22 protein-coding genes are annotated in these 21,502 nt (G+C 71.2%); 12 read left to right on the top strand and 10 right to left on the bottom strand.

Going from position 1 to position 21,502, the window contains the following annotated elements; all coding sequences use genetic code 11:
* The first annotated feature begins 34 nt into the window (after positions 1 to 34).
* From ACQHII_RS02695 to ACQHII_RS02685, 3 genes are read left to right on the top strand one after another with little or no spacing between them, the layout of a single operon-like run.
* The gene (locus tag ACQHII_RS02695; RefSeq protein WP_427917648.1) at positions 35 to 1,450 is read left to right on the top strand and encodes a class I adenylate-forming enzyme family protein; all 1,416 of its coding nucleotides are present in this window, start codon (positions 35 to 37) and stop codon (positions 1,448 to 1,450) included.
* A complete protein-coding gene (locus ACQHII_RS02690) occupies positions 1,443 to 2,591 on the top strand; it encodes a thiolase family protein (RefSeq protein ID WP_427917647.1) in 1,149 nt (382 codons plus the stop codon). Before ACQHII_RS02695 ends, ACQHII_RS02690 begins: the two co-directional genes overlap by 8 nt.
* A gap of 47 nt (positions 2,592 to 2,638) precedes the next feature.
* A complete protein-coding gene (locus ACQHII_RS02685) occupies positions 2,639 to 3,400 on the top strand; it encodes an SDR family NAD(P)-dependent oxidoreductase (RefSeq protein ID WP_427917646.1) in 762 nt (253 codons plus the stop codon).
* A 9-nt stretch (positions 3,401 to 3,409) separates the two neighbouring features.
* Here ACQHII_RS02685 and ACQHII_RS02680 read toward each other — a convergent pair whose 3' ends face one another.
* The 4 genes from ACQHII_RS02680 to ACQHII_RS02665 all read right to left on the bottom strand — a co-directional run bounded on the left by ACQHII_RS02680 (position 3,410) and on the right by ACQHII_RS02665 (position 6,600).
* Positions 3,410 to 4,213: an acyl-CoA thioesterase gene (locus ACQHII_RS02680; RefSeq protein ID WP_427917645.1), complete on the bottom strand. Its 804-nt coding sequence runs from the start codon at positions 4,211 to 4,213 to the stop codon at positions 3,410 to 3,412.
* A gap of 64 nt (positions 4,214 to 4,277) precedes the next feature.
* Entirely contained in the window at positions 4,278 to 5,063 is a 786-nt protein-coding gene (locus tag ACQHII_RS02675) for an acyl-CoA dehydrogenase family protein (RefSeq protein WP_427917644.1), read from the bottom strand.
* Between the two features lie 2 nt (positions 5,064 to 5,065).
* Positions 5,066 to 6,208: an acyl-CoA dehydrogenase family protein gene (locus ACQHII_RS02670; protein ID WP_427917643.1), complete on the bottom strand. Its 1,143-nt coding sequence runs from the start codon at positions 6,206 to 6,208 to the stop codon at positions 5,066 to 5,068.
* A complete protein-coding gene (locus tag ACQHII_RS02665) occupies positions 6,205 to 6,600 on the bottom strand; it encodes a nuclear transport factor 2 family protein (protein ID WP_200711230.1) in 396 nt (131 codons plus the stop codon). Before ACQHII_RS02665 ends, ACQHII_RS02670 begins: the two co-directional genes overlap by 4 nt.
* A gap of 210 nt (positions 6,601 to 6,810) precedes the next feature.
* Here ACQHII_RS02665 and ACQHII_RS02660 point away from each other — a divergent pair, with 210 nt between their 5' ends.
* The 7 genes from ACQHII_RS02660 to ACQHII_RS02630 are packed head-to-tail and all read left to right on the top strand — an operon-like array spanning position 6,811 to position 13,029.
* Positions 6,811 to 8,925, top strand: a complete 2,115-nt coding sequence (locus ACQHII_RS02660) for an ABC transporter permease subunit (RefSeq protein WP_427917642.1) — start codon at positions 6,811 to 6,813, stop codon at positions 8,923 to 8,925.
* A complete protein-coding gene (locus ACQHII_RS02655; RefSeq protein ID WP_427917641.1) occupies positions 8,906 to 9,616 on the top strand; it encodes an ABC transporter ATP-binding protein in 711 nt (236 codons plus the stop codon). The genes ACQHII_RS02660 and ACQHII_RS02655 overlap by 20 nt, the downstream gene beginning before the upstream one ends.
* A complete protein-coding gene (locus tag ACQHII_RS02650) occupies positions 9,613 to 10,320 on the top strand; it encodes an ABC transporter ATP-binding protein (protein WP_427917640.1) in 708 nt (235 codons plus the stop codon). The genes ACQHII_RS02655 and ACQHII_RS02650 overlap by 4 nt, the downstream gene beginning before the upstream one ends.
* The gene (locus ACQHII_RS02645; protein WP_019070011.1) at positions 10,317 to 10,700 is read left to right on the top strand and encodes a hypothetical protein; all 384 of its coding nucleotides are present in this window, start codon (positions 10,317 to 10,319) and stop codon (positions 10,698 to 10,700) included. The genes ACQHII_RS02650 and ACQHII_RS02645 overlap by 4 nt, the downstream gene beginning before the upstream one ends.
* Complete coding sequence (locus tag ACQHII_RS02640) at positions 10,666 to 10,983, top strand: hypothetical protein (protein ID WP_427917639.1); 318 nt, start codon at positions 10,666 to 10,668, stop codon at positions 10,981 to 10,983. The genes ACQHII_RS02645 and ACQHII_RS02640 overlap by 35 nt, the downstream gene beginning before the upstream one ends.
* A gap of 25 nt (positions 10,984 to 11,008) precedes the next feature.
* Positions 11,009 to 12,304: an amidohydrolase family protein gene (locus ACQHII_RS02635; protein ID WP_427917638.1), complete on the top strand. Its 1,296-nt coding sequence runs from the start codon at positions 11,009 to 11,011 to the stop codon at positions 12,302 to 12,304.
* A complete protein-coding gene (locus ACQHII_RS02630) occupies positions 12,301 to 13,029 on the top strand; it encodes an enoyl-CoA hydratase-related protein (protein ID WP_427917637.1) in 729 nt (242 codons plus the stop codon). Before ACQHII_RS02635 ends, ACQHII_RS02630 begins: the two co-directional genes overlap by 4 nt.
* A 47-nt stretch (positions 13,030 to 13,076) precedes the next feature.
* On the opposite strand, the gene ACQHII_RS02625 is transcribed toward ACQHII_RS02630, so the two are convergent.
* Entirely contained in the window at positions 13,077 to 14,045 is a 969-nt protein-coding gene (locus ACQHII_RS02625; RefSeq protein WP_427917636.1) for an enoyl-CoA hydratase/isomerase family protein, read from the bottom strand.
* Positions 14,046 to 14,112: 67 nt separating this feature from the next.
* Between ACQHII_RS02625 and ACQHII_RS02620 the strand changes: the two genes are divergently transcribed.
* A complete protein-coding gene (locus tag ACQHII_RS02620; protein WP_427917635.1) occupies positions 14,113 to 15,153 on the top strand; it encodes a CoA transferase in 1,041 nt (346 codons plus the stop codon).
* The gene (locus ACQHII_RS02615; protein ID WP_427917634.1) at positions 15,147 to 16,400 is read left to right on the top strand and encodes an amidohydrolase family protein; all 1,254 of its coding nucleotides are present in this window, start codon (positions 15,147 to 15,149) and stop codon (positions 16,398 to 16,400) included. The genes ACQHII_RS02620 and ACQHII_RS02615 overlap by 7 nt, the downstream gene beginning before the upstream one ends.
* 1 nt (position 16,401) lies before the next feature.
* Here the strand turns inward: ACQHII_RS02615 and ACQHII_RS02610 are convergent, their stop codons facing one another.
* The 5 genes from ACQHII_RS02610 to ACQHII_RS02590 are packed head-to-tail and all read right to left on the bottom strand — an operon-like array spanning position 16,402 to position 21,499.
* Positions 16,402 to 17,127, bottom strand: a complete 726-nt coding sequence (locus tag ACQHII_RS02610) for an SDR family NAD(P)-dependent oxidoreductase (RefSeq protein WP_427925212.1) — start codon at positions 17,125 to 17,127, stop codon at positions 16,402 to 16,404.
* A gap of 46 nt (positions 17,128 to 17,173) precedes the next feature.
* The gene (locus tag ACQHII_RS02605) at positions 17,174 to 18,322 is read right to left on the bottom strand and encodes an acyl-CoA dehydrogenase family protein (protein ID WP_427917633.1); all 1,149 of its coding nucleotides are present in this window, start codon (positions 18,320 to 18,322) and stop codon (positions 17,174 to 17,176) included.
* Between the two features lie 11 nt (positions 18,323 to 18,333).
* Positions 18,334 to 19,482: a thiolase family protein gene (locus tag ACQHII_RS02600; protein WP_427917632.1), complete on the bottom strand. Its 1,149-nt coding sequence runs from the start codon at positions 19,480 to 19,482 to the stop codon at positions 18,334 to 18,336.
* Positions 19,482 to 20,303 carry an enoyl-CoA hydratase/isomerase family protein gene (locus ACQHII_RS02595; RefSeq protein ID WP_427917631.1) on the bottom strand — a complete coding sequence of 274 codons (822 nt, stop codon included), beginning with the start codon at positions 20,301 to 20,303 and terminating at the stop codon, positions 19,482 to 19,484. Before ACQHII_RS02595 ends, ACQHII_RS02600 begins: the two co-directional genes overlap by 1 nt.
* Entirely contained in the window at positions 20,300 to 21,499 is a 1,200-nt protein-coding gene (locus ACQHII_RS02590; RefSeq protein WP_427917630.1) for a CaiB/BaiF CoA transferase family protein, read from the bottom strand. The genes ACQHII_RS02595 and ACQHII_RS02590 overlap by 4 nt, the downstream gene beginning before the upstream one ends.
* Positions 21,500 to 21,502: the final 3 nt, after the last annotated feature.

Here is a 21,502-nt window from a genome sequence, read left to right as displayed (position 1 = left end):
GTGAGACGAGAATAGCATTCTCATGAATATAACCATGATTCTCGAGATGGTGGCCTCGGGCGGCGACCGACCGGTGGTCACGGCGAACGGCCGCTCCCTGACCGCCTCGGACCTGCTCGCCCGCGCCCGCGCCGCCGCGCACCGCTTCCAGGGCCACCCGGCCGTGCTCTATCTGAGCCCCAGTCACCTCGCCTACCCGGTGGCCCTGTTCGGAGCCGCCCTGGCGGGCATCCCGTTCATCCCCCTCAACTACCGCCTCGGCGAACACCAGTTGAACCGCCTCCTGGCCCGCCACCCCGGCGCCCTCGTACTGCGCCCCGCCGACCTCGACGCCCTGCTGACCGCCCAAGAGGACACCGCCGTACCGGAGTTGGCCCCGGACCAGGACTCCGTCGCGGTGGTCCTCTACACCAGCGGCACGACCGCCGAACCCAAGGCGGCCCTGCTGCGCCACCGGCACCTGCTGGCCTACGTGCTCAACACCCAGGAGTTCGCCTCCGCGGAGGAGGGCGACGCGTCACTCGTGGCCGTCCCGCCGTACCACGTGGCCGGGTTGATGAACCTGCTGACGAACCTCTACTCGGGCCGCCGCCTCGTGTACCTCTCCGCCTTCGAGGCGGGGGAGTGGCTGGAGACCGCGCGCCGCGAGCGGGTTACGCACGCACTCGTCGTGCCCACCATGCTGGCCCGCATCGTCGCCGAGGTCCCGGCCGACGACGCCGGTACACCCGCACTCCGAAGCCTCGCCTATGGCGGTGCCAGGACCCCGCTGCCCGTGGTGGAGCGGGCGTTGGAGATCTTCCCCGGCACGGGGTTCGTGAACGCGTACGGCCTGACGGAGACCGCCTCCTCGGTCGCGGTGCTGGGTCCCGACGACCACCGCGAGGCGTTGGCATCGGCCGACCCTGCCGTACGGGACCGACTCGGCTCCGTGGGGCGGCCGTTGCCCGGGGTCGAGATCGAGATCCGCGACGACGACGGAAAGCGGGCCGCAGCCGGGGAGACCGGGCTCGTCTTCGTGCGCGGCGACCAGATCTCCGGAGAATACGGCGGACGCAGCGCGCTCGACGCGGACGGTTGGTTCCCCACCCGGGACCGGGGGCGCCTCGACGCCGACGGCTACCTGTTCATCGAGGGCCGCGCCGACGACACCATCATTCGCGGCGGCGAGAACATCGCTCCCGCCGAGATAGAGGACGTGCTCGTCGCCCACCCGGGGATCGTGGAGGCCGCGGTGATCGGTGTGCCCGATCCCGAGTGGGGGCAGCGGATCGTGGCCGTCGTGGTCGGCGAGGGCGATCCGGCTGAGGTCCGCCAGTGGGTCAGGGACCGGCTGCGCTCCTCCAAGACCCCGGACACGATCGTCTTCCGCGCCGAACTCCCCAAGACCGAGACCGGAAAGCTGCTGCGCCGCACCCTGCTGGCCGAGTTGGAGACCACCCATGCCTGAAGCAGTCCTCGTGTCCGCCCTGCGCACCCCCGTCGGCACCGCCGTCAAGGGCACCCTGCGCGACACCACCGCGTTCGACCTGGCCCACCACATCGTCGCCGCCGCTGCCGCCACGGACGGGCTCGACCCGGACACCGTCGACGACGTCATCCTCGGCGAGGGCCTGTACGGCGGCGGGGTCGTGGCCCGGCACGCGGCACTCACCGTGGGCCTGACCTCCGTACCCGGCCTCGCCCACAACCGCCACTGCGCCGCCGGTCTCGCGGCAGTGCAGAGCGCGGCGGGCAGCATCCGCGCGGGCATGGACGAACTCGTCATCGCCGGCGGCGTCAACTCGGCCTCCACCTCACCGAAACAGCGCTTCCGTGTGGACGGGGAGTGGGTCGAGCCGTGGAGCCCGCCCACGCATCCCGACCGCCCCGACGCGCCCAACCTGGACATGTCGATCACGGTCGGCTGGAACACCGCCGTACGGGCCGGTCTTACCCGCGCAGACATGGACGCCTGGGCGCTGCGCTCGCACCAGAACGCGATTCGCGCCATCGACGAAGGCCGTTTCGCGGCCGAGCTGGTGCCCATCGACACACCGCACGGACTGTTCTCCGTCGACGAACACCCGCGCCGCACAACGAGCTTGGAGAAACTGGCCTCGCTCAAGCCGCTCCACCCGGAGATAGACGGCTTCTCGATCACGGCGGGCAACGCGGGCGGTGCCAACGACGGTGCCGCCGCGCTGGTGGTGGCCAGCGACCGGCTCGGCCTGCCCGCACTCGCCGTCGTCCGCTCCTGGGCATCGGTCGGCGCCGACCCCGCCGAGACCGGCCTCACCCCCGTGAAGGTCATCCCCAAAGCCCTTGCCCGCGCGGGACTTTCGACCTCCGACGTCGACCTCTTCGAGATCAACGAGGCCTTCGCCGCCGTGCCCGTCGCCGCGGTGAAACTGCTCGGTCTCGACCCCGACCGCGTGAATGTCAACGGCAGCGGCTGCTCCCTCGGCCATCCGGTCGCCGCGACCGGCGCCCGGATGCTGGTCACGCTGGTGCACGAACTGCGCCGCCGGGGCGGTGGTATCGGCGTCGCCGCGATGTGCGCGGGCGGCGGCATGGGCTCGGCCACGGTCATCGAGGTGCCGGCGCCGTAATGCCCGAGCGTTCAGGTGGCGGGGGGCGACGAGACGAGGGGAACGCAGTGGAGGGCTTGAAGGAGAAGGTCGTTCTCGTCGCCGGCGCGGCCACCGGGCTGGGTGCCGCGTCGGCCCGGCGGCTCGCGGACGAGGGCGCCAGGGTCGTCGTCGCCGACCTCGATGCCGAGGGCGCCCGGCGGACCGCCTCGGCCATCGGCGACGCCGGTGGCGAGGCGATCGGGGTGGGTTTCGACATCGCGGACGAGGCCTCGGTCGGCGAACTGGTGGCGACCACCGTGCGGACGTACGGCGGCCTGGACGCCGTGCACGTCAACGCGGGCGACATGGGCGCGGTCTCCAAGGACACCGACGTCGTCGACATGGACCTCGCGGTCTGGGACCGGACCTTCGCCGTCAATCTGCGGGGCCACATGCTCGTGACGCGCTACGCCGTTCCCGAACTCCTCGCGCGGGGCGGCGGCGCGCTCGTCTACACCTCGTCCATCGCGGCCTTCACCGGCGAGGCAGCGCGCCCCGCCTACTCGGCGACCAAGGCGGGCATCAACGCCCTCGCCCGCCATGTCGCCTCCCGCTGGGGCAGGGAGGGCATCCGGGCCAACGCGGTCGCCCCCGGCCTGATCCTGACCCCGGCCATCCAGCAGGGTGCCGATCCGGACCTGCTGGAGGCGCTGCTCGCCCGCACCCGCAGCACCCGGCACGGCCGGGCCGACGACATCGCCGCGATGGTCGCCCACCTGATGTCCGACGCGGGAGCCTGGATCAACGGCCAGGTCATCAATGTCGACGGCGGCACCGTGATGCGCTGAGCGGGGGCCCTACTCGACCGTACGGAAGCGCAGCAGGGCCTCCTGCGCGAACGAGGCGACCAACGACCCCTGCGCGGTGAGCACATCGCCCCGGCCGTAGCAGCGGCCGTGGGCGAGCAGTGGACTCTGGTGGCGCAGGAGAAGCCACTCGTCCGTCGTGAACGGACGATGGAACCACAGTGAGTGCGCGGTCACGGCGGACGTGAACGCGGTTCCCGAATCGTGCTGGGTGACTCCCTCCAGCGGACGCAGACCCGTACCGATCAGGCTGAGGTCGCTCGCGTACGCCGTCAACGCAGGGGCGAGTTCCGGTTCGACGGTCGGTGTGCGCATCCACAGGTCGTACTCGGGAGGCTCCGACTTGGGCGTGTCCACCTCGACGGTGGCCCGGGTGTCCCAGGGAATCAGAGCGAGGTCCACGTCGTGCTCCGCTTCCGGCACCGGGGGCATCGAGAACGCGATCTGCTGCTCGGGACCCTCCTCGAAGGAATGCAGCGACACGCTCGCGACGGTCGCGACTCCCTGCGTCTGCCGTCCCACGACGGTCAACGACGCGAACGAGGTCCCCTCATGATGACGCGTCACCTCGTACCGCACCGGCTCCTGTGGTCGTCCTGCCCGTGCGAACTGGAGACGCAGGCTCTTGACGGCCTTGTCCGGGCAGGCCAGTTGGGCGGCTCGGACGCTCTGGGCCAGCAACTGCCCGCCGAAGACGCGGTAGTAGCCGAGGGCCTGGTTGCGTCCGTCGAAGACGTCACCGGGGCTGGCGTCGAGGTCCAGGCAGGAGAGCAGGTCGCTCCAGAGATCGGTCACTGATGTCACTCCTCGGTCGGTCACAGGCGGACGAACTGTCGATCACCGGCGGACGAGCCGTCGATCACAGGTGGACTAGCCGCGGCGCGGACCCGCCGGTCCGCAGCAGAGCCCCGGCCTCGCGCGTCAACTCGCGTGCGCTGCCCAGCAGTCCGTCCAGGACCACGGCCCGCCTCACATGCCGGTGCAGATCGTGCTCGGCGGTGAAACCGATCCCGCCCAGGACCTGCTGGCAGTGCCGCGCCGCCGTCAGCGCTGCCTGCCCGGCCGCGGCCTTGGCGAGCAGTGCGCCGAGATCGTCGGTGGCGGCCACCAGTGTGGCCTCGGCGCCGTCCAGCGCTACGAGCGTCTCGGCGAGCCGATGTCGTACGGCCTGGAAGGAGGCGAGCGGGCGGCCGAATTGCAGGCGGTCCACCGCGTGTTGGCGGGCCAGCGCGAGCATGGCGCGACCCGTCCCGAGCAGCCACCAACCGAGTGCCACCCGGCCGGCGGAGAGCGGGACGGTAGCGCCGGTGGGCACGGGACGCAGGGGCAGTTCGCTGTCCAGGGCCGCCCCGGCCGCGCTGTCGTCGCGTTCCCAGACGATCCATGTGCCGCCGGTGTACGGCAGCGGCAGCGTGCCGCCGGGCGGACGGCCCGCCGCGCCGAGCAGGACGTCGTTGAGGAGGGGTGCGTGGGCGCCCGTCTCGCCGAGCAGGCGGAAGGCGAGCGGGACGGCGATGTCCGGCTGCTCGGCGAGGAGTTCGGCCCAGCCGAGGTCGGCCAGGGCGGTGTCCAACGCCTGTCCCGAGGCCGCCGTCATCGTCTTGCGGAGCGTCTCGGCGAGCAGGTCCCGTTCGGCCGCGTCCACGGCTACTCCTTCCCCAGGTCGAGCAGTCGGCGCGCGATGATGTTCCGCTGGATCTCGGCCGTACCGCCGTAGATGGTCGCCGCCTTGGAGTACAGGTACTCAGAGCGCCACGGTGTGTCCGTCAACTCCAGTACGCCGGGCAGGAGATCGCGCACGGTCTCGAGGAGGCGTTGCTCGGCGGTGGCGAGCAGCACCTTGTCGACCGACGTCTCCGGGCCCAGACGTTCGCCCTCGGCCAAGCGCCGCTGTGTGGCGTGGGAGCGGCAGCGGACCGTGTGCAACGCCAGGTAGGCAGCGCCGAGTTCGGCGTCGTCCGGGATGTTCGTCTCGGCCAGGAGGCGGTCAAGTCGCGTGAAGAGATGGGCGATCCGGTGCCAGAAGCAGGTGGAGCGCTCGTGCGGGAGCAGGTCCATCGCCAGGCGCCAGCCGTCGCCGGGGCGGCCGAGCATCCGGTCGGTGGGCACGATCACGTCGTCGAAGAACACCTCGGCGAACTCGTCCACGCCGTGCATCGTGCGCAGCGGCCGGACGGTGATGCCGGGGGTGTCCATGTCGACGAAGAACGCGGTGATCCCGTTGTGGCCGGGTGCCGTGCGGGTCAACAGGACGCAGCGGGCGGCGAATTGGGCCAGGCTCGTCCACACCTTCTGGCCGCTGATCACCCAGTGGTCGTCGCGTGGAACAGCCCGCGTCGTGAGGGAGGCCAGGTCGCTGCCGGAGCCCGGCTCGGAGAAGCCCTGACACCACTGCTCATGGCCGCTGAGCAGCCGCGGGACCATCTCGGCGGCGAGCGCGGGCGGGGCGTACGAGATCATCGTCGGGGCGAGGACCTCGATCATCGAGTAGATGCCCGGCTCGGCCAGCTCCCTTGTGGCGACCTCCTCGCCGAGCACCGCCCTGAGCACCGCGGGCCCGCCGAGCCCCCTCACCTCGGCGGGCCAGCCGTACCGCATCCAGTCCGCGTCGTACAACGCCCGGCGGACCCGGGCGAGTTGTGCGACCTGGGCGTCCAGGGAGCGGTCGGGGCCGGGGGACAGGTCGTGCTCGTCCAGCCAGCCGCGCAGGTCCGCGCGGAAGTCGGCGGCGTTCACGTACCCGGGCGCGGAGGCGGCGTTCACGGAACCGGACGGGAAGGCGGCGTTCATGTTCCCGGACGCTGATAGGCGTGCGGGCGGCCCGAGTCGTGTGCTCCGCTGCGGCGGATGAACGTCATCGCGCGGGTGCGCAGCCGCCACCCCTCGTCCGTGCGGACGTAGGTGTCGTTGTAGTAGCCGATCCGCATGTCGTGCGTGGCGTGGTCGACGAAGCACAGCGGCTGGGTGCCGGTGGCCGTGTCGCCGGACAGGTCGACGGCCGGCGTACCCGTGAGGAACAGCCCCTTCGGGGCGGCGGCCACCAGCGCCGGGAACTCGTCGAGGCCGTAGGAGTCGCCGAAGGCGCTGTACGTGCCGTCGGGCGTGAAGACCGCCAGCACCCCGTCCAGATCGCCGCGCGTGATGCACACCGCGTAGCGGGCGAGGAGCTGCTGGATCTCCATCAGGTCGTCGGTCGGACCAGGGGGAGGAGCCGGAACAGGCAAGGAGGACAAGGACTTTCCACCCTTCACCATGAGCGAGAATGGCATTCTCTCAGATGAGTGGCAGATTTCCACGATGCGTGAGGCGACGTCAACAGTCTCTGTCTGAATGGTTGATTCTCCGTAGATGAGAAGCTAGTTTCCAGCGATGGAGAGGGGAGATCCGACGCGATGGACCAGTTCCTCACCTTCGGGATCGTCGGCCTGAGCACGGCCGCGATCTATGCCGTCATCGGCAGTGGGCTCGTGCTCACCTACACCACCACCGGCGTGTTCAACTTCGCGCACGGCGCGGCCGGCATGCTGTCCGCGTTCATGTACTGGCAGCTGACCGTCGGCTGGGGCTGGCCCGTTCCGGTCGCCCTGGTCGTGGTGCTGCTCGTGCTCGCCCCGGGCTTCGGGCTGCTCGTCGAGCGGTTCGTACTACGGCCCGTCCAGGCCCTCGGCGAAGCCGAACGGCTCGTCATGACGGTCGCGCTGCTCAGCGGACTCATCGCGGCGGCGCGCTGGATCTGGGACCCGAACGTGGCCCGCCCGCTGCCGATGTTCTTCGCCGGCCGCAAGCCGTTCCACCTCGGGCCGGCCGTCATCACCTGGCACCAGGCGATCACCATGGCGGTGGCCGTCGCCGTCGCCATCGGCCTGCGCGTCCTGCTCTACCGCACCCGCGCCGGAGCCGAGATGCGCGCGGCCGTCGACGACCGGGCACTCGTCGGTCTCACCGGCGCCGACCCGGTCCGGGCAGGCCGGGTCTCGTGGATCCTGGGCACTCAACTGGCCGCGATCGGCGGCATCTTGATCGCCCCGACCGTGACCCTCGACGCGGCCCAGCTCTCGCTGCTGATCGTCAGCGCCTACACCGCGGCCGTCTTCGGCCGACTGCGCAGCCTGCCGCTCACCTTCCTCGGCGCCGTCGTCGTCGGCTGCATGGAGAGCTACCTGACCGGCTACCTCCCGCAGAACGAATACCTCCCCGGACTACGGCTCGCCGCCCCCGCGCTCCTGCTCTTCCTCGCCCTGCTGGTCTTCCCGCACCGACGCCTGCGCGGCCGCGAACGACGCCTCGCCCGCGTACCGGTACCGAGCGCGCGCGGCACACTCGTGTTCGCCGCGGTGGTCATCGCCTTCGGCGCGATCCTGGCCTCCCTCCTCGGAGAGGCCGACCTCATCACCTACGGAGCGATCTTCTCGCTGGGCGTAGTGGCACTCTCGTACGTCCCGCTCGCCGGGTACGCCGGACAGGTCTCCCTGTGCCAGCTGAGCATGGCCGGCATCGGCGCGGTCGTCTGGGGACACCTCGGCGCCCACGGCCAACTGTGGGCGCTCGGCGCCGCGATCCTGGTCTCGGCGGCGGCCGGAGCGCTGGTCGCACTCCCCGCACTACGGCTCTCCGGCGTCTATCTCGCCCTGGGCACAGCCGCGTTCGCCGTGATCCTCGACCGCTGGATCTTCACCATCCCGGCCTTCCACGTCCTCGGCCTGCGCATCGCCCTGTTCGACCAGGGCTCGGTGGACATCTCGGGACCCCACCTCTTCGGTCTACGGCTGGACAGCGGGCGGGAGTCGATGGTGTTCGCCGCCGTCTGCCTCGCCCTCGCCTCCATCGGTGTGGCCGCCCTGCGCCGCAGCCGCTTCGGGCGGCGGCTGATCGCCCTGCGCGACAGCGAGGCCGCGTACGCCACCCTCGGCGGAAACCTGCTGGTCGCCAAGGTCGCCGTGTTCGCCCTCGCCTCCGGCATCGCCGGACTCGGCGGAGCGCTCTACGGAATGCAGCAACGCACCGTCACCGCCGACCAGTTCAGCCTCATCGCGGGACTGCCGATCTTCCTCGTCGCCGTGGTCGGCGGACTCGGCGCGGTCGGCAACGGACTCTTCGCCGGCACCGCCTTCGTCGGCCCGACGAACGCCCTGATCGCGATCGCCCCCGGCACCGCGAACCTGGTCGCCCTGCTCCCCGGCCTCGCCGGCGTCGGACTCGGCCACAACCCCGACGGCATCGTCTCCCGCTTCCGCCGCCAGTGGGAGCCCCTCGCCCGCGACCGCATCGCCCTGCCCGCCCTGCTCTGCGTCCTCGCCCTGGCCTGGGCGCTGCGCTTCGGCGACGTGATCAACGACTGGACGTACTACGGCGGTTCGATCCTCCTCGCCTTGGCGCTCCGCACCTGGGCGGACGCCCGGCAGGCCGCTCCGGCCGAGCCGGAGATCCCCGTCGAGTGGTGGGGCCTACGGCGCGAGTGGCGCCCCGAGGACGAGGAGGTGCTGGCCCGTGGCGTCGCTGCAGGTTAGCGGAGTGACCGTCTCCTTCGGCGGGAACCGCGCTCTGGACGGAGTCGCGCTGACCGCCGAGGCGGGCCGGGTCACCGGGCTCATCGGGCCCAACGGGGCAGGGAAAAGTACTCTGTTCGACGTCGCGTCCGGACTGCGCAGGCCCTCCTCGGGGCAGGTCCGGCTGGACGGCCGGGATGTCACCAGGGCCCGGCCCTCCGCACGCGCCCGGCACGGACTCGCCCGCACCTTCCAACGCCTGGAACTCTTCGGCCGGTTGAGCGTGCGCGACAACCTCCTCGTCGCCGCCGAACTCGGCCCCGAACGCCGCCGGGCCGAGCAGGTCGTCACCGAGATCCTGCGCCGCCTCGATCTCACCGACGTCGCCGACACCTCACCCGACGCCCTCCCCACCGGAGTCGGCCGCCTGGTCGAGGTCGGCAGAGCGCTCGCGATCCGCCCGAAGGTGCTTCTCCTCGACGAACCCGCCGCCGGACAGGACGCGGAGGAGACCGAACGCTTCGCCGAACTCCTGCGCGCCCTCACCGAGGACGGCACCGCCGTCGTCCTCGTCGAGCACGACATGAGCCTCGTGATGGCGGTCTGCGACGAGGTGTACGTCCTCGACCTCGGCAAGATCATCGCCGTCGGCCCGCCCGAGGTGATCCGCAGCGACGAAACGGTACTCGCCGCCTATCTGGGGGACGCGTGAGCGCACTTCTCGAACTGCGCGGCATCCGCGCCGCCCACGAACGCATCACCGTCCTGCACGGCGTCGACCTCGACGTCGCCGCCGGACAGGTGGTGGCACTGCTCGGTCCCAACGGCGCCGGAAAGACCACCACCCTGCGCGTCGCCGCCGGGGTCCACCCCGTCGAGTCGGGCCAACTCCTGCTCGGCGGACGGGACATGACCGGCGCCGACCCCCGCGACCTGGCCCGCGCCGGAGTCTGCCTCATCCCCGAAGGACGAGGCGTGTTCCCGAACCTGTCCGTCCGCGACAACCTCCTCATGATGACCTTCACCGGCCGCAGCCGCGAGGAGATCGAGGAGATCGCGTTCACCCGCTTCCCCGTCCTGGCCCAGCGCGCCGGACAGCCAGCGGGCACCCTCTCCGGCGGCGAACAGCAGATGCTCGCCCTCGCCCGCGGCCTCGCCACCGACCCCGCCGTCCTGCTGCTCGACGAACTCTCCATGGGGCTCGCCCCGTTGGTCGTCGGCCGGCTCTACGAACAGGTCGGCGAAATCGCCCGGCAGGGCGTGGCAGTCCTGGTGGTCGAGCAGTTCGCCGCCGCGGTTCTCGACATCTGCGACCATGCCGCCGTTCTCGTACGCGGCCGGGTCGAACGGCAGGGCCACCCCGACGGCGGCCTGCGCGCCGAACTGTCCGCTCTCTACCTGGGGAGTTCCACATGACGTCCACCGAGACGCGAGCGGACCGCTTCGTCCGCGAACTCACCGTCCTGAAAATCCCGGACCCGGCCGCAGGAAGGGCCGCTCTCTGGCTGCGCGCCGGCGCCGCCCTGATGACGATCGGCGTCGTCCTCGGCGTGAGCGCCTACTTCATCTCGCACAACACCAGCGACCCGCTGGTGCAGAACGACGCCCTCACCCTCGGCCTCGCCGCGGTCGCCGGAAGCGTCGTCGGTTCCGCGCTCTTCCTGCGGTACTCGCTCACCGGCTTCCTGCGGTACTGGATGGCCCGTCAGTCCTACGACGTGGAACTCCTCGCCGACCGCCTGCTCGAAAGGGAACTCCGCCATGACCCCACCGGCACCGACGCCGCGCCCCGGTGACCAACTCGCCAGCACCGTCTGCGGCACCCGCGTGGTCGTCATCCGCGCCCCCGCCGACGTACAGCCCCAACTGGCCTGCGGCGGCAGCCCGTTGGTCCCCGCGGCCGAAGCGCCCCCGGCGAAGCCCGGACCGGCCGGCACCACCACCCTCATCGGCAAGCGGTACGTCGACGCCACCGGGACGCTCGAACTGCTCTGCACCGCCTCCGGCGCGGGCGAACTCACCTGTGACGGCGCCCCCATGACCCTGAAGGCGGCCAAGCCGCTGCCCGCCTCCGACTGACCGACCCACCCCCGAAGGAGCCGTCATGGACCGCGACGACCTCATCCTCATCAGCGTCGACGACCACATCATCGAACCGCCCGACATGTTCGTGAACCACCTCCCCGAGCGCTACAAGAAAGACGCGCCCCAACTGGTGCACCGGGACGACGGAACCGACGTATGGCAGTTCCGCGGCGTCACCATCACCAACTCGGCGCTCAACGCCGTGGCAGGCCGGCCCAAGGAGGAGTACGGCGTCGAACCGCAGGGCCTCGACGAGATCCGCCCCGGCTGTTACGACGTGCACGAACGGATCAAGGACATGAACGCGGGCGGCATCCTCGCCCAGATGAACTTCCCCTCCTTCCCCGGCTTCTCGGCCAGGCTCTTCGCCACCGAGGACGCCGACTTCTCCCTCGCGCTCGTCCGGGCCTACAACGACTGGCACATCGACGAGTGGTGCGCCGCCTACCCGGGCCGCTTCATCCCGATGGCGCTGCCCGCGATCTGGGACGCGGAGCTGTGCGCGGCCGAGGTGCGCCGGGTCGCGGAAAAGGGCGTGCACTCGCTCACCTTCACCGAGAACCCCGCCGTCCTCGGCTACCCGAGCTTCCACGACCCGTACTGGAACCCGCTGTGGCGCGCGCTCTCCGACACGGACACCGTGATGTCCGTCCACATCGGCTCCTCCGGCAGGCTCGCCGTCCCGGCCGCCGACTCGCCGCCCGACGTGATGATCACGCTCCAGCCGATGAACATCGTCTCGGCCGCGGCCGACCTCCTGTGGTCGCCGCCGATCAAGGAGTTCCCGAATCTGAAGATCGCCCTCTCTGAAGGCGGAACGGGCTGGATCCCGTACTTCCTGGAGCGCCTCGACCGCACCTTCGAGATGCACTCCACCTGGACCCTCCAGGACTTCGGCGGAAAGCTCCCCTCCGAGGTCTTCCGCGAGCACTTCCTGACCTGCTTCATCACCGACAAACTGGGTGTACGGCTGCGCCACGACATCGGTATCGACAACATCTGCTGGGAGGGCGACTACCCGCACAGCGACTCCCTGTGGCCGGACGCCCCCGAGCAGTTGCACGACGTGATGGCGAGCTGCGACGTCTCCGACGACGACGCCCGGAAGATCACCTTCGAGAACGCGATGCGCTGGTACTCCTTCGACCCCTTCGCGCACATCCCGCGCGAGCAGGCCACCGTGGGCGCCCTGCGCAGGGCGGCCGAGGGCCACGACGTCACCACCCGCTCGCGCAGCCACCAACTCATCGAGCCCGCCGAGAAGTTGGAGGCGTTCCGCTCCAAGGCCCGGGCGGCCGTGGCGGCGGCCCGATGAGCGACCTGGTCCTGACGGAACGGGTCGGCGCCGTCCTGGTGGCGACCCTGAACCGTCCCGAGGTCCGCAACGCCATGAGCCCGGAGCTGATCGACGACCTCTCGGACGTGCTGCGGGAGGGGGACGCCGACCCGGCGGTCCGTGCGATCGTCCTCACCGGCGCCGGAACGGTCTTCTGCTCCGGCATGGACCTCAAGGCGTTCGCGAAGGGCGGCGGCAAGTTCGACGGCCTGGTGTGGTTCTTCCGCGAGGGCATCGCCACCCCGGTGATCGCCGCCCTCAACGGCTCGGCACTCGCCGGCGGCTTCGAACTCGCCCTGGCCTGCGACCTGGTGGTCGCCGCGGAGGACGCCAAGCTGGGCATCGCCGAGGTCAAGCGGGGCCTGTTCGCGGCCGGCGGCGGTACGACCCTCGCCGACCGGGTGCCGCTGGCCGTCGCCCTGGAGATGGGGCTGACCGGCGACCTCGTCACGGCGGCGGACGCCAAGCAGTTCGGCCTGGTCAACCGCGCCGTACCGGCCGAGAAGGTGCGGGAGACCGCGCTGGCCCTGGCGGAACGCATCGCCGAGAACGGCCCTCTCGGCGTCGCGATGACGAAGAAGCTGATGCGGGAACGCCGTTGGGCCGAACCCGCAGAGGTCGAGGCGGTGTTCAGGAGCGCCGACGCGGCGGAGGGGGCACGGGCCTTCGCCGAACGCCGCAGCCCTGTGTGGACCGGGAAGTAACCCAACTCCGGTGTCTTCGGCGACTGTTGGAGACACCGGAGTGATGCTCAGGAGCGAACCGTCTCCTGAGCATCGGCGGTCACGTCGTCGGTTTCGCCGATCTCGTCGACCAGTCCCCAGCTCAGTGCGTCCACGGCGCTCAACTCGGCGCCGGACAGGGCGAGATAGGCGGCGCGCTCCCGGCCGACTCGGACCGGGATGCTCGCCGTGCCACCCGCACCCGGAATCAACCCCATCCCGATCTCGGGCAACCGGATCACCGTGTCCGGCGCGGCGATCACCCGCCCCGCGAAGGCGGCGAGCTCGATCCCCGCGCCGACACAGGCGCCGTGCAGATGCGCGGTCACGCGCGGAGCACACCGGTTCAGGAGTGCGGCCGGGCTGCGACGGACCCGCACCAGATGGGCCCGCGCCGGATCACTGGACGTACCGAACTCGGAGAGGTCACCCCCGCTGCAGAACGCGGGACCGTTGCCGCACAGGTCGACGCGGGCGATCGACGGGTCGGCCACGGCCACCTCCAGCGCCTCGCACAGCGCGTCCCGCGTCGCCGCGTCGAACGCGTTGCGCACCCAGGGCCGGTCCAGCGTGATGGACAGCCGGGACCCGTCGCGACCGAGCCGTACGGGAGTCTCGGCCGGGCGATGCGTACGCCGGCGCGAGGCGGCCAGCCAGGACCGGAAGGCGGCTCCGCCCTGAAGCGTGGAGTAGGCGAGGGATTCGAGAACCAGTCTGTCCGGGACCGGGAGCCCGCCGCCCATCCGCAGTACCTGCACCAGCGCGACGGCCGCGGCGGGCCGGCTCTCGACGATGTGCCCCAGCTCCCGAGCCGTGCCATGCGGATCCGCACACCACACCCACGGGCGGGGCGGATCGGGGACAGCGGTGAGCAGTACGTCGTACCCGTCGACCGAGTCCTCGGGAGCTGGGGCCACACCGATCACGACGCGGTCGCGGGCGTCTGGTCCCCACGCAGGGGTGCGGTCGAGATCGACGATCACGAAGGGCGACTCCACGGTGATCTCCCTCCAGGCGTGGACCGGAGTGTAATTTGAGATCACCTGTGGAGAGAAGGGGGTTCGAATGAAAGAGAATCACGCTCTCCGCGCCTGGATGGACACTGTCGAGCCGTACGTGGCCCCCCTCTCCGACGTCGCCCGCTCGTTCACCGATCTGACGGGCGTGCCGGTGGATCTCCCGAGCGCGCTGTTCCTCCGGGCCCGACTGGCCGGCCTGGAACGCCCGGGAAGGACCTCGGCCAACGGCTCCTGCCACCTCCTCCGAGCCGCCGACGGCTGGACCGCCGTGAACCTGGCCCGCCCCGACGACCTCGCCGCCGTACCCGCGCTGCTGGCACTGCTCGGTTCACCGTCCGCCGAGCCCGGAGACTTGTACAAGGCCGTACAACGGGTCACGGCTGCCGAAGCGGCGGAGGCCGCGCAGCTGCTGGGCATCGCCGCCGCGGTACCCGGATCGGTCACCCAGGACGCACGGCCCGCGATCCGCGCCGAGCGGTGGGGAGAGCGGCGTGTACGCGCGATGGCCGGTCTGCGGATCGTGGACTTCTCCGCGCTCTGGGCGGGGCCGCTGTGCGCCCGGCTCCTGGGGCTGGCGGGCGCGCGGGTCGTCAAGGTGGAGAGCGTGACGCGACCGGACGGCGCGCGCCTGGGGACACCGGCCTTCTACCGCTGGCTGCACGACGGACAGGACAGCCTGGTCGTGGACTTCGCCCCCGGCGCGCTGGACGAACTCGTCGCCGAGGCCGACATCGTCATCGAGGCCTCGCGACCCCGTGCGTTGCGCCGACTCGGCCTGCGCGCCGAGGAGTTCCTCGCCGCCCGCCCCGGCCGGGTCTGGGTCTCCATCACCGGATACGGACGCGAAAGCGACCGTATCGCTTTCGGAGACGACGCTGCCGTCGCGGGCGGACTGACCGGCCTCGACCCGAACGGCGACCCCGTCTTTCTCGGTGACGCGCTCGCCGACCCCGTCACCGGCGTCTTCGCCGCTCAGGCCGTGACCAGCTCGCTCGCAGAGGGAGGCGGAGAACTCCTCTGCGTCTCCATGGCGGCCTGCGCCGCGACCCTCGCCGACGCGCCTGCACGGGTCCGTCCGCCGTGCTGATCAGAAACGTGGAAGTGGCGGGCCACCCGGCGGCGGTGGACGTACGGATCGACGGAGGCGGGCGGATCGCCGAGATCGGACCGGGGCTACCGGGGCGGGGCCATGTGGACGGACATGGCGGTGTGCTGCTGCCGGGGCTGCACGACCACCACGTCCACCTCGCGGCGTTGGCCGCCGAAGCCGCCTCCGTGCGTGTCGGGCCGGGGGACGTGCGAGACCGTACGGCGTTCGCGGCGGCCTTGGCGAGTGGGCCGCCGGGGGAGTGGGTGCGGGCCGTGGGCTACCACGAGGGCGTGGCGGGGGAGTTGGACCGGTGGACGCTGGACGCGCTCGTCGCCGATCGGCCGGTGCGGGTGCAACATCGCACGGGCGCACTCTGGGTGTGGAACAGTGCCGCGCTCCGGGCGGCGGGGCTGGAGGGCGACGGTCGGTTCTGGCGCGAGGACGAGCGGCTCCGCGGGTTCGTGCCGCCCGTACGGCTGGATCTGGAGGGTGTGGGGAGGCGGGCGGCGGCACTCGGCGTCACGGGTTTCACCAACGCAGACCCGCACCCGGCCGGCGGACTCACCCAGATGCTGTCGGTCCTCCCGCAACGGCTCCTGGTGATGGGCGTCGACGAACCCGTGAAGCTGATGCTCGACGATCCGACGCTCCCCACCCCCGCCCAACTCGCGCGCACCATAGGGGAGATCAGACCCAGACCGGTCGCCGTGCACTGCGTGACCCGGGTGCAGTTGCTGGTGACACTGCTTGCCCTCGACGAGGTGGGCCCCGCCGACGGCGACCGGATCGAGCACGGCTCGGTGATCCCGGCCGAGACGATCCCGTGGCTGCGACGGCTCGGGGTGACGGTGGTGACCCAGCCGCACTTCCCCGTCGAACGGGGCGCCGCGTACGCGACCGACGTTGACCCCGACGACCGCCCTCACCTCTACCGCTGCCGCTCCCTGACCGAGGCCGGCATCTCCCTCGCCGCCGGCACCGACGCGCCCTACGGCACCCCGGACCCCTGGGCGGTCATGCGGGCTGCCACCGAACGGGACGACGGCGAGCGGCTCCCACCCGAGGCGGCGCTACGGCTGTTCACCGGCGAACCTCAACACCCCGCACGGCCGCGGCGGTTGGCGGTCGGCGCGGTCGCCGACCTGTGCCTGCTCCATGTGCCGCTGCGCGAGGCCCTTCAGGCTCTGTCCGGCGAACTGGTCCGCGCCGCCTACGTGGCGGGCCGGTCCATCACGCCCCCGTGACCTACACGCTGTACCCGCCGTCGACTCCCAGCGCCTGCCCGGTGATGAACCCGGCCCGGTCCGAGGCGAGGAACGCGACCGCCTCCGCGATGTCCGTGGCGTCGCCGAAACGGCGCATCGGGATGTTGCGCCGGGTGACCGCGAGGGCGCCCTCGTCCAGTTCGCCCGAGCTGATCAGACGGCCGGCGATACCGTCGTTGAGCATGCCGGGCGCCACACAGTTCACGCGGACGCCGTAGCGCCCCTCCTCGGCGGCCAGCGCCCGGGCCACCGCTTCGACCGCGCCCTTCGCGCCCGAGGACAGCCCGTCCCGTACCGGGAAGCGGCGGGTGGCGACGGTCGTCACGGCGACGACGTTCCCCCGGCTCTCGCGCAGCAACGGCAGCGCGGGGTGGACGAGGTTGAAGAACGCAACGGCGTCGCCTTCGAGTTGGGCGCGGTACTCGCCCGGCGAGACCCGGCTCAGGTGTCTCATCGGTACATGCGGGCCCGCGGCGTACACGAGCGTGTGGATGCCGCCGCTCGCCTCCGAAACGGCCTCGGCCGTGGCGTCCTCGTCGGTCAAGTCCAGCCGCATCGCCCGTACTTGACGGCCCAGCTTCGTCACCTCGGCGGCGATGGCGTCCGCCGCCTCCTGGTTGGCCCGGTAGGTGAGGACGATGTCGCTGCCCCGCTCGGCGAGGAGCCGTACGATCGCCGCGCCGATACCGCCCGAGCCGCCCGCCACGAACGCGACACCTGGTCTGCTGGAGAAGTCCGGCACCGTGACCGCCTCACAATCCGAGGGACTTGGCGATGATGACCTTCATGACCTCGCTGGTTCCGGCGTAGATGCGGGTGATGCGCGCGTCCGCGTAGAGCCGGGCGATGGGGTATTCCAGCATGTAGCCGTAGCCGCCGAACAGTTGCAGACAGCGGTCGACCGCGCGGGCCTGCATCTCGGTGCAGAAGAGTTTGACCTTGGCGGCGTCGGGGCCGCTCAGTTCACCGGCGACGAGTTCGAGTACCGCACGGTCGAGCATGGCCTGCGCGGCCTCGATCTCGGCTGCCACGGCGGCGAGTTCGAACTTGGTGTTCTGGAAGGAGGCGACCGGTTTCCCGAACGCCTTGCGTTCCTTGACGTAGGCGATCGTCGTGTCCACGGCCGCCCGTGCCTGCGCGACGGAACCCACCGCGACCGTCATCCGCTCCTGCGGCAGGTTGCGGCCGAGATAGCCGAACGCGGCACCCTCCTCACCGAGCCGGTTGGCGACCGGCACCCGGACGTCGTCGAAGGCCAGTTCCACCGTGTCCTGCACCTTGATGCCCAGCTTGTGCAGCACCCGGCCCCGCGCGAAACCGGGCATGCCGTCCTCGACGACCAGCAGGGTGAGCCCGGCGCGGCGGTTGTCCGGGTCGGTCGCCGTACGGGCCACGACGATCACCAGGTCGGCGAGGAGGCCGCCGGTGATGAAGGTCTTCGCGCCGTTGAGGACGTACGAGTCCCCGTCGCGCACGGCGGTCGTACGGATCCCGGCGAGATCGGAGCCCGTGCCCGGCTCGGTCATCGCGATGGCCGTCAGGAGCTTCCCGGAGGCCAGACCGGGGAACCAGCGCTCGCGTTGATCGCGGTCGGCATAGGTGAGGAAGTACGGCAGGACGACGTCGAGTTGGGTACGGACGGTGCCCAACGTCACCAGGGCGCGGGCCGCTTCCTCCTGGAGGACGACGTTGTAGCGGTAGTCGTCGAGGCCCGCTCCGCCGTACGACTCGGGGACCGCCGTGCCCAACAGGCCCAGCGCGCCGAGCTGTTCGAAGAGCGTGCGGGGGAGCCGGCCGGTCTCCTCCCACTCGGAGTAGTGCGGGACGACCTCCTTGGCGATGAAGTCCCGGGCGAGCCGGCGGAATGCCTCGTGGTCGTCGGTGAAGACGTGTCGGCGCACAACATCCCCTGTCAGGAAGCGAGTTCGACGACGGTGGCGTTGGCGGTGCCGCCGCCCTCGCACATGGTCTGGAGGCCGTAGCGGATCCCGTGGTCCCGCATGTGGTGGAGCATGCGCGTCATCAGGACCGCACCCGACGCGCCGAGCGGATGCCCGAGCGCGATGGCGCCCCCGAGCGGGTTGAGGAGGGCCGGGTCCGCTCCGGTCTCGGCCAGCCAGGCGAGCGGGATGGGCGCGAAGGCCTCGTTGACCTCGAAGACGCCCACCTCGGAGAGTGCCACTCCGGCCTTGCGGAGCACCTTCTCGGTCGCGGGGATCGGCCCGGTCAGCATCAGGACCGGATCGGAACCGGTGACCACGCCCGCCCGGTAGCGCGCGATCGGCGTCAGCCCCAGCTCACGGGCCTTCTCCGGGGTGGTCACCAGCAGGGCCGCCGCACCGTCGGAGATCTGCGAGGAGTTGCCCGCGTGGATCACCCCGTCGTCCTGGAAGGACGGTTTCAGCTTCGCGAGCGTGGCGCTGCTGGTCCCTCGCCGGATGCCTTCGTCCACGGTCACCGTGCCGCCCGTGTCGTCGGGCACCGGCACGATCTGCGCGTCGAACGCCCCGCCGTCCTGTGCGGCCGCCGCCCGCTCGTGGGACAGCGCGGCGAACTCGTCCAGGACACCCCGGCCCAGTCCCCACTTCCGCGCGATCAGCTCGGCCGAGACACCCTGGTTGAAGGAGAAGTCCTCGTAACGGGCGAAGACTTGGGGACCGTACGGCATCCCGCCGGCCCGCGAGGCCCCGAGCGGCACCCGGCTCATCACCTCGACGCCGCCCGCCACCACGACGTCCTGCTGCCCGGACATGACCGCCTGTGCGGCGAAGTCCAGAGCCTGCTGGCTCGATCCGCAGGCCCGGTTCACCGTGGTCCCCGGGATGGTCTCGGGCCAGCCCGCGGCCAGCACCGCGTAGCGGCCGATGTTGCTCGACTGGTCGCCCAGCTGGCCCACGCACCCCCACACCACGTCGTCCACGACCTCGGGATCCAGGCCCGTACGGTCGACGAGGGCTTGGAGGACGACGGCGGAGAGGTCGGCCGCGTGCACACCGGCCAGACCGCCGTTCCGTTTGCCGACGGCGGTGCGGACCGCCTCCACCACCACTGCCTCACGCATTACGTCTCCTTTGTCGCTCTGGGCGCGGCCGTTCCCGGCACCGCCCAGCGCCCCGCGTAGCGAGGCGGGCGCTTCTCCACGAAGGCGGCGTACGCCTCCGGGACGTCCGCCGTGGCGAAGTTCATGGCCTGCGCCCGCGCCTCGGCGGCAAGGGCCTCGCGCAGGGTGCGATCGGCGTTCTCGTCGAGGAGCGCCTTGTTCTGCGCGAGAGCCACCGGGGCTCCGGCGACCAGCCGGGCGGTCAGGTCGTCCACGAAGGCGTCGATCTTGTCGGCGTCCACGACCCAGGTCACCAGGTTCAGCGCGTGGGCCTCCTCGGCGTCGATCGTCTCGGCCAGCAGCACGAGCCGTTTCGCCTGCTGCAAACCCACCAGCTTCGGCAGCAGCCAGGAGCCACCGCAGTCCATGGACAGGGCGCGGCGGGCGAAGATCTGCGAGAACGTGCTCTCCGGAGTGGCCACGACGAAGTCGCAGCCCAGGGCGAGGTTCCAGCCCGCGCCGACCGCCACGCCCTGCACCTTGGCGATCGTGGGGATCGGCAACTCGTGCAGCAGCAGGGTGACTTCGGTCAGAGTCCGCATCCGGTAGAGGGGGTGCTCGTCGCTGACGCCTTTGCGGATGTCGGCCCCGGAGCAGAAGGCACCGCCCGCACCGGTGAGGACCAGCGCACGTACCGTACGGTCGCTGCCCGCAGCGGAGAGCGCGGTTCGCAGGGCGTCCCACAGTTCGGCGTCGATCGCGTTCTTGCGCTCCGGTCGGTTCAACGTCAGCGTACGAACACCGTCGGCGTCGCTCGTCAGAAGCACCGGCGGCCCGCTCATCGCACCGCTCCCTCTGCCCGGAGAACGGCGATCTCCTCGCCCGTGAGGCCGAGTTCGGCGAGTACGGCGTCGGTGTGCTGGCCGAGCGCCGGAATCGCGCCCATCGGCGGGTCGTACCCGGCGATGACCGGCGGCGGCAGCAGCGCCTGCACCGGACCGGACGGCGTGTCGATCTCCCGCCACCGGTTGCGCGCCTGGAGATGGGGGTGGGCGATGACGTCGCTGGTCGTGTTGTAGCGGGAGTTGCCGATGCCGGCCGCGTCCGCGCGATCCTGCACGTACGCGAGGTCGTGCCGTGCGCACCAGGCGCTGATCTCCGGCTCCAGCAGGGCACGGTGTTCCACGCGTCCCGCGTTGCCGCGGAAGCGGGGGTCGTCCGCGAGGTCCGGACGGTCGAGCAACTCCCTTGCCAGGCGCTGCCATTCACGGTCGTTCGTCGTCCCGAGGATCACGGTGTGGCCGTCGGCGGTGCGATGGGCGCCGTACGGCGCCACGGCGGGCGAACTCAGACCGAGCGGCTGCTGCTCGACCCCGGAGTGCTGGGTGTAGGTGAGCGGATAGCCCATCAGCTCCGTCATCGTGTCGAACAGACTCACCGCGACGGACGAGGCCGCGGGCCCCACCCCGCGCTCCCTGCCGCACAGCAGCGCGACGACCGACAGCGCCGCGTACAGGCCGCTCGACACGTCGGCCATCGGCGGGCCGGGTTTGGCCGGGGCTCCCGGCTGTCCGGTCACCGAGCAGGCGCCCGACTCGGCCTGCACGAGCAGGTCGTAGGCCCGCTTGTGGGAGAGCGGGCCACCGGGGCCGTAGCCGTCGATCTCGACGGCGATCAGTTCGGGGTGACGGGTCGTCAAGTCGCCGGGCGAGATGCCGAGTTTGGCCGTGGTGCCGGGTGTGAGGTTGGAGACGAGGACGTCCGCGCGCTCCAGCAGCCGGTGCAACACGGCCATGCCACCAGGTGATTTGAGGTCCAGGGCCACCGACTCCTTGCCCCGGTTGACCCAGACGAAGTGCGCCCCGAGTCCCTTGACGACGTCGTCGTAGTGGCGGGCGAAGTCGCCGCCCTGGGGGTTCTCCACCTTGATCACTCGGGCGCCGAAGTCGCCGAGCGTGCGGGTGCACATGGGAGCGGAGATCGCCTGCTCCAACGAGACCACGGTGATTCCGGCCAGCGGCCCGGTCGTTGTCGTCATCTC

This window comes from Streptomyces sp. cg40 (assembly GCF_050320165.1).
Classification (GTDB): domain Bacteria; phylum Actinomycetota; class Actinomycetes; order Streptomycetales; family Streptomycetaceae; genus Streptomyces; species Streptomyces hokutonensis.
The sequence above is the reverse complement of the archived record's forward strand: the minus strand, read 5'-3'. Positions and strand labels throughout refer to the sequence as shown.